This window comes from Siminovitchia fordii DSM 16014 = CIP 108821 (assembly GCF_000374565.1).
Classification (GTDB): domain Bacteria; phylum Bacillota; class Bacilli; order Bacillales; family Bacillaceae_C; genus Siminovitchia; species Siminovitchia fordii.
Window position 1 is genome coordinate 403,030 of the sequence record NZ_KB894685.1, and the last position, 7,091, is coordinate 410,120.

The following is a 7,091-nucleotide window of genomic DNA, read 5'->3' on the forward strand; positions in this document are numbered from 1 at the left end:
TATTTCCGATATTTTACAATTCATTTATTTTCATATTTTCACATTCACATCAGTGAATTTGTTTGAAAAAGCACCGTTATCATCTATATGCCGATATGGAAATAAGTTCCCGATATTTTTTCAATCTGAAAAATCTACCCTAGAATCATTAGGGTAGATTTTTGATCCACTCACTTTTTCACTTTCATACCCTATTAAAGCAGGCTGGTTTTGCTTATTTCATATAAACCCTTATAACTGATCCCTCTTCGACCTTAACTCCCGGATCAGGAGCTTGCTGGATCACTTTCGTCCCATCCCCGCTGATTTCAAGCTTTAGGTTCAACATTTGCTGAAGCAGTTCTTTCCTTGTGGATCCTTTCAGGTCCGGAACAGTGACCATCTTGGGATCAAGCCAGTTTGTCTTTTTTTCGATCTGATCTTTCCTTGGCTTGACATCAAGGGCACGCAACGAGTCCTCCATGATTTTCCCTACAATGGGGGCTGCAACAGTTCCTCCAAATTGAATTGTTCCTTTTGGATTGTCCACCGCTGCGTATACGACTAGCTGTGGATCATCAGCAGGTGCAAAACCGATAAAAGACACTATATGATTATTCTCAAGATACCTGCCGTCCTTGGCTTTTTGCGCGGTCCCCGTTTTGCCTCCAACCCGGTAAGTATCTATAAAAGCATTCCGCCCTGTTCCTTGGGCAACCACACTTTCAAGGGCATGGCGAATTTCTTTGGAAGTCTTTTCGGAAATGACTCTTCTTTTAGCCACAGGCGTCTTCCTCATGGCGACTGCCCCCGTAACGGGATCTACCAATTCCTTTGCGATATACGGTTGGTATAATGTACCGCCATTCACAGCAGCTGCCACCGCAGCAACCTGCTGGATGGGTGTGACTGACACTCCCTGGCCAAAAGCGGTAGTTGCCTGCTCAACCGGTCCCACCTGGTCCATTTTAAATAATATGCCTGTTCCTTCTCCCGCTAGGTCAATACCTGTCTTTTGTCCGAATCCGAATCCTCTTATATATTGAAATAGCTTCTCCTTGCCAAGCCGGTCTCCCAATTCAACAAATCCCGGGTTGCATGAATTTTGGACCACTTCCAAAAAACTTTGGCTTCCATGCCCGCCTTTTTTCCAGCATCTGAGAGTGGCTCCGCCAACTTTCACTGAACCTGAATCATAAAAATGGTCATGTTCCAGGTCGACAAGCCCTTCTTCGAGTGCCGCAGCAAGGGTTATAATCTTAAAAGTGGAACCCGGCTCATATGTGCTCCAAATCGGCAGATTCCGGTTGTATATTTCCTGGGGGACATCGCGGAAGTCCGCAGGATCAAACGAGGGCCTGCTAGACATGCCTAGAATCTCCCCGTTATGTGGATCCATGGCTATGGCCACAATCCCATCAGGTTTAAACTGGGCTTCGGCGTTATCCAATTCCCTTTCCATAATCGTCTGGATTCTTGTATCAATCGTTAATTTCAAATCATATCCGTCGACTGGGGCCTCGAAATCATCAGACATATCAGGCATTCTTTTTCCTTTGGCGTCAGAAAAAAATTGAACAGAACCTTTCTTGCCCTGAAGCTCTTTATCATAATAGAGTTCAAGGCCCATCAAACCCTGGTTATCTATCCCTGTAAATCCCAGCACATGGGATAAATAGCGTCCGAACGGATAGTGCCGCTTTGAATCTTCGGCGATGTAAACACCTTTTATATCCAACGTCCTTACTTCCCTGGCTTTCTCGTAGGAAATTTTTCTTCCTTCAGGAATGCGCTCTATGGAGGAATTGGCTGTCATGCGTTTGTACAATTTATCTTTTGACACATTTAGAACTGGAGCCAGGCTTTCAGCGGCTTCAGCTGGATTTTCAATTTGCCTTGGTATGATATATACAGTCGGGGCGCTTTTATTTTCTGCAATCGGTACGCCGTTGCGGTCGGTTATTTTACCCCTTTCCGGTTCAAATGGGATATTCCTGCTCCATGAATCACGGGCACGATCCGTCAAGTCATCCCCCAATACGAACTGCACATATCCCAGCCTTACATCGATGATTAAAAAAACGATAAGTCCAATCAGCAGGAAATAAGACAGTCTTTTTCTTACAGTTACAGTTGAAACCCGCTTCACAAAAGGCCCCCCTCTTTTTACGGCTCGTTCAACTATATGTCTTGTCCGGCTTGATTAGACCAATCGTCAGTCCCCTTGTTAATCCAAGGGCGCTTCTGCATTAGACTTGTCATTTTTTGATTTCTTTTTATCCAATATTTCCTCTTGTGGTTCAAAATTGACAACAAGATGATCTCCTGCCGAAACTTGGGATTTAGGCTTAATATTTTGCTTTGTCAAATAGCCTGTCCCAACCATATTCACTTTTAATTCCGCCAGTTTAGCCACCTTTAGAACATCTCTTTTCGACCAACCCGCCATATCCGGAATGGATAGCTTTCCGTCTGTCTTAATGATTACTTTCTCTCCTTCTATGACAGTATCGCCATGTTTTGGAGATTGGGAAAGAACCTTCTCCCCACTGCCAATAAGCACAGGTACTAAGCCCTTTTCTTTTAAAAGCTCTGAAGACTTTTGAGGAGACTTGTCTGTCAAATCCGGCAATTTGGTGATGACGGCCTCTTCTTTCTTTTCAGGCTCGATATTCAAATACTGGAGGCTGCTTTTCATCACCGGCTTGAAAATTTCGGAAACGGGCAGTGCCCCATTTTGATCCAGGTCTAGCTTCGGCCTTTCTACAACCACATACATCAGCAATTTCGGATTTTCTTTTGGGGCCATCCCCAAAAAAGAAAAGATATAGTTTTCCCTCCCCTGCAAATACCCTCCACCTTGGGCAGGTATTTGTGCAGTTCCGGTTTTCCCTGCCACTGAATATCCATCCAGCTGGTAAAATTGATTTCCGGTACCGTTGTCAGATGTAATGACCGTTTCTAAAATATCCCTAACTTCTTTGGCGCTTTTTGAGCTCAGCGGCTGTCCGCTCATTTCTGGCTTCGTCTCGGTGACCTCCCCGGTAGCAGGGTCCACAATTTTATCTACCACATACGGCTTCATCATCTTCCCGTCATTGGCAATTGCTGAAGCAGCTTGGATCATCTGCATGGATGTGACGGTCGTTCCTTGTCCGAAGACGCTAGTCACTTTTTCAATCGGCCAGTCGTACAATATTTTTCCGCTTGCTTCATTCGGAAGGGCAATGCCCGTTTTTTGACCGAATTTAAATTTGTCCATATACTCCCGCCACTTATCTGTACCCATTTTTTCCAACAAGTAGGCAAATCCAACGTTTGAAGAGCGCTGGACACCTTCCAGATAAGTGATAGGCCCCCAGCCTTGTCCCTGGTTATGGTCTTTGATTGGTGGCTGCTTTTTGTTTACATAATACTTTCCGGATGGAAATGTCGCATTTGGATTGAAAACTCCTTCTTCAACAGATGCTGCCAATGAAAATATCTTCATTGTGGATCCGGGTTCAAAGGAACTTTCAACCACTTCATTATGCCATGTCTTTTCTATTCCCTCCCGAGTAACAGGATGATAGGTGGGGCGCTGTCCCATGCCAAGAATAGCTCCTGTTTTGGGATCGGCGACAACTGCAAGGATCCTGTCCGGTGAATATTTCTGGTCTACCTTATTCATCGCATCTTCAAGAAACGTCTGGATTTTCTTATCAATAGTCAGATAAATGTCTTTACCGTTTTCTGGCTCTTTAATCTGTTTTTTTGAATTCGGCAAGATATAATTCCAGACATCTCCCTTATATGTAAGAGATCCATCCTTCCCTGTGAGCATTTCATTGTAGCTTTTTTCCAGGCCCGCTTTCCCTATAATTTCTGAAGGTTTCCCATTAGACTGCTCTTTTTGGGCATAGCCAATCAAATGGGAAGCAAATATACCGTTGGGGTAAAAGCGTTTTGTATCCTTAATAAACCCTATGCCCGGCAGTTTCAGCTTTTCAATTTCTTCTTTCACTCGGTGGGAAAGGTCCCTTCCCGCCGGACCAAATTCAACCTGCTTGCGTCCTTTCTTTGTCAGCAGTTCGTAAATTTCCTGTTCACTGAGTGAAATATGTTCAGAAAGTTCCTTGGACGTTTTCCCCGGATCTACGACATGGTTCGGGTGCTTCGGATCCGCTGTGACAGTTTCATCTAATACAGCGACGAGTGTATAGGATGCTGAATCTTCGGCGATCACTTCACCTTCCCGATCATAAATGGTTCCTCTATTAGCTTTTATCACATCGGTCCTCAGATACATTTGCGCGGCTTTTGCAGCCAGTGCCTGCCCTTTCACCTCGCCGGTATACTGGATTGTTATGAAACGAACTGTCAAGACAAAAAAAAGCAGCCCGAATATAAAAAATAACAGTGCTGCTCCTATGTTTCTATTTTTTTTTTGAACATTCATTTATTCTCAACAACCTTAACATTATTTTCGTTTAGGTTCAGCCCCAACTCTTTGGCTTTCTTCCAAACTCTTTCGTATCTGCTGAGCTCGTCAACTTGCATCGCCAGGTCATCGTTCACTTTTTCATGTTTCTGGATAGTTTTTTCCATATCCTGAACATCTTTATTTACTTCGTAGACTGCCATCTGAACCGTCACAATTTTAACTGCCATAAAAATTATAAATGCAGCAAGAAGCAAATACAACACTTTTTCGCCTGGACTTATTTTGGAATGTCGCTGAATTTTTGTTGTTTGAACTTCTTTTTGTTGAACATTGTTGTTCTGTTGGAATTGGCGAGCCAAATTACTCATTATATTCCCCCATTTCTAACTAAGTTTTGTCTAAAGTTTCTCCGCGATCCGTAACTTTGCTGATCTTGAACGGTTATTTTCATCCAATTCAGTTTCAGATGGAATGATCGGTTTCCTGTTTACCAGCTTCAATACAGGCTTATATTCTTCAGGAATAACCGGCAATCCCGGCGGAAGGTCCGGTCCATCACTCATTTCCTTAAATACATGCTTACAAATCCGGTCTTCAAGGGAATGGAAAGTAATCACACTGATTCTTCCCCCAGGATTCAAAAGACTAATTGCCTGCTTTAATGAATCTTCAAAAGCCCTCAATTCATCATTGACGGCAATCCGTATTGCCTGAAAAATCCGTTTGGCCGGGTGGCCTCCTTTTCTCCGTGCAGGTGCCGGAATGCTCTCTTTTATAATATCCACCAATTCGCCAGTTGTTTCGATAGGCCGTTTACTCCTTGTCGATTCGATATTTCTCGCCACTTGCTTTGAGAACCTTTCTTCCCCGTATCGAAAGAAAATCCTTACTAAATCTTCATATGGCCATTTGTTCACAACATCATAGGCTGAGATCTCCCCATCCAGATCCATCCTCATATCCAATGGTGCATCATGGTGATAGCTGAAACCTCGCTCAGGAGTATCCAATTGCGGTGATGATACTCCAAGGTCGTAGAGAATACCATCCACTCGGGTAATTCCCAATTTCTCCAATTCAACTGCCAGATACTTAAAGTTGCTTTTTACTAAGATCAATTTGTCTTTGTATTCAACCAGTTTATTTTCCGCATGAACAATAGCCGTCTCATCCTGGTCAAAGGCAATAAGCTTGCCTCCGCCTGAGATTTGGGACAAAAGGTATGAGCTGTGCCCTGCACCACCCAATGTGCAATCGACATAAGTACCATTTGGCTTTATATTCAGACCGTCAACTGTCTCTTTTAACAATACTGTTTTATGAGAAAACATTTTTTACAATCACCATCCAAATCATTGAACGAAAGTTGGAGCGTCGTTTAAATATCGAAGTCGATCATATTCTCGGCTATTTCTGCAAAAGATTCTTCAGATGCTGTGAAATAGTCTTCCCATAAATCTTTGCTCCAAATCTCAAAACGACTGGATACCCCTAATATGACACATTCTTTTTCCAGTTTCGCATAGCCAAGAAGCGATGCAGGCAAGTTTACCCTGCCTTGCTTGTCCAATTCACACTCCACGGCCCCCGAGAAAAAAAATCGGGTAAAGGCACGTGCATCTTTCTTAGTTAGTGGGAGGGCTTTTAATTTTTCTTCAATCTGCTTCCATTCTTCCATTGGGTAACCAAACAAACATTGATCCAATCCCCGGGTGACAACGAATGAAGTTCCCAGGTGCTCCCTATATTTGGCAGGCACGATCAGACGGCCTTTTGCATCAATGTTATGTTGATATTCCCCCATGAACATGGACATTGCCCCCACTTTCTATAATTACTGTACCACAATCCCCCACTTGCCACCACCATTTTTTAATATATTTTCCAATGCTTTTATCCTCCTTTTTCGATAAAAAAAAAGCCTGCTTCCGAGGAAGTGACCCCAAAGTCAGACAAGTATACTTAGCTAGGCGGCATGTTGGGCTTGGACTCGGTACTGTTTCGGGCTCATGCCTTTTAATTTTGCCTTTATTCAATTGCTATTAGAGTAATTGATATATTTTTCCAATTCTTGTCGAAAGTGCTCCACACTATCAAGTTCCTACAAGTAAAGGAATTCAGACTCCATAATGCAAAAAGGCTTTTAGCCGTGTGCCTTTTTATCATCGGTCTGGCTGAACACGGGTCGTCTATAGAAGAACGTCACAAAGCACAAAAAGCCTCCTATTTAAAGGAGGGCAATCATTATTCAAATACGACACTTGGGGTATACGTTGTAAGTATTTCAATTACATCATTTGATGCTCTAAAAAAATAATGCTCCAAATTATTGGGATCGCAAATACCAGAACCTTCTCCAAGAATCCAATTTTAAAATCAAAACCTTTCACTTAAAACAGAGTCCACTCATTATAAAAGTCAATTTTGTTTAAAAAAACATGAAAGGCTTGCTGTTTTTGTCAACTTGAATTTCAGCCGGAGCGATCATATCAAAAAGTGAGCCTCTTCATTCTTCAGATCTCCCCGTAATGGGGATTAAGGATGTTTATAATTCTCGCAACGTTTTGTAAATATATTCTCTCCTAAATTCAAAGAGTATTTCGGAAAATCTTAAGAGTATCCTTCGAAAGTGAAGAGTATTTCGGAAAATCTCAAGAGTATTCCTCGAAAGTGAAGAGTATTTCGGAAA

General features: G+C 42.6%; 5 protein-coding genes. All 5 read right to left on the bottom strand.

Features of this window, described 5'->3' with window-relative positions; all coding sequences use genetic code 11:
- Positions 1 to 214: 214 nt before the first annotated feature.
- On the bottom strand, positions 215 to 2,128 hold the full coding sequence (locus C509_RS0102015; RefSeq protein WP_018705230.1) for a stage V sporulation protein D: 1,914 nt from the start codon (positions 2,126 to 2,128) through the stop codon (positions 215 to 217).
- 78 nt (positions 2,129 to 2,206) lie between these two features.
- Positions 2,207 to 4,417, bottom strand: a complete 2,211-nt coding sequence (locus C509_RS0102020; protein ID WP_018705231.1) for a penicillin-binding protein — start codon at positions 4,415 to 4,417, stop codon at positions 2,207 to 2,209.
- Positions 4,414 to 4,770 (bottom strand): cell division protein FtsL, encoded by a 357-nt coding sequence (ftsL, locus tag C509_RS0102025; RefSeq protein ID WP_018705232.1) that lies wholly within the window; start codon positions 4,768 to 4,770, stop codon positions 4,414 to 4,416. The genes C509_RS0102020 and ftsL overlap by 4 nt, the downstream gene beginning before the upstream one ends.
- A 30-nt stretch (positions 4,771 to 4,800) precedes the next feature.
- The gene (gene rsmH, locus C509_RS0102030; protein WP_018705233.1) at positions 4,801 to 5,733 is read right to left on the bottom strand and encodes a 16S rRNA (cytosine(1402)-N(4))-methyltransferase RsmH; all 933 of its coding nucleotides are present in this window, start codon (positions 5,731 to 5,733) and stop codon (positions 4,801 to 4,803) included.
- A 47-nt stretch (positions 5,734 to 5,780) separates the two neighbouring features.
- Positions 5,781 to 6,212: a division/cell wall cluster transcriptional repressor MraZ gene (gene mraZ, locus C509_RS0102035; RefSeq protein WP_018705234.1), complete on the bottom strand. Its 432-nt coding sequence runs from the start codon at positions 6,210 to 6,212 to the stop codon at positions 5,781 to 5,783.
- Between the last annotated feature and the right edge of the window lie 879 nt (positions 6,213 to 7,091).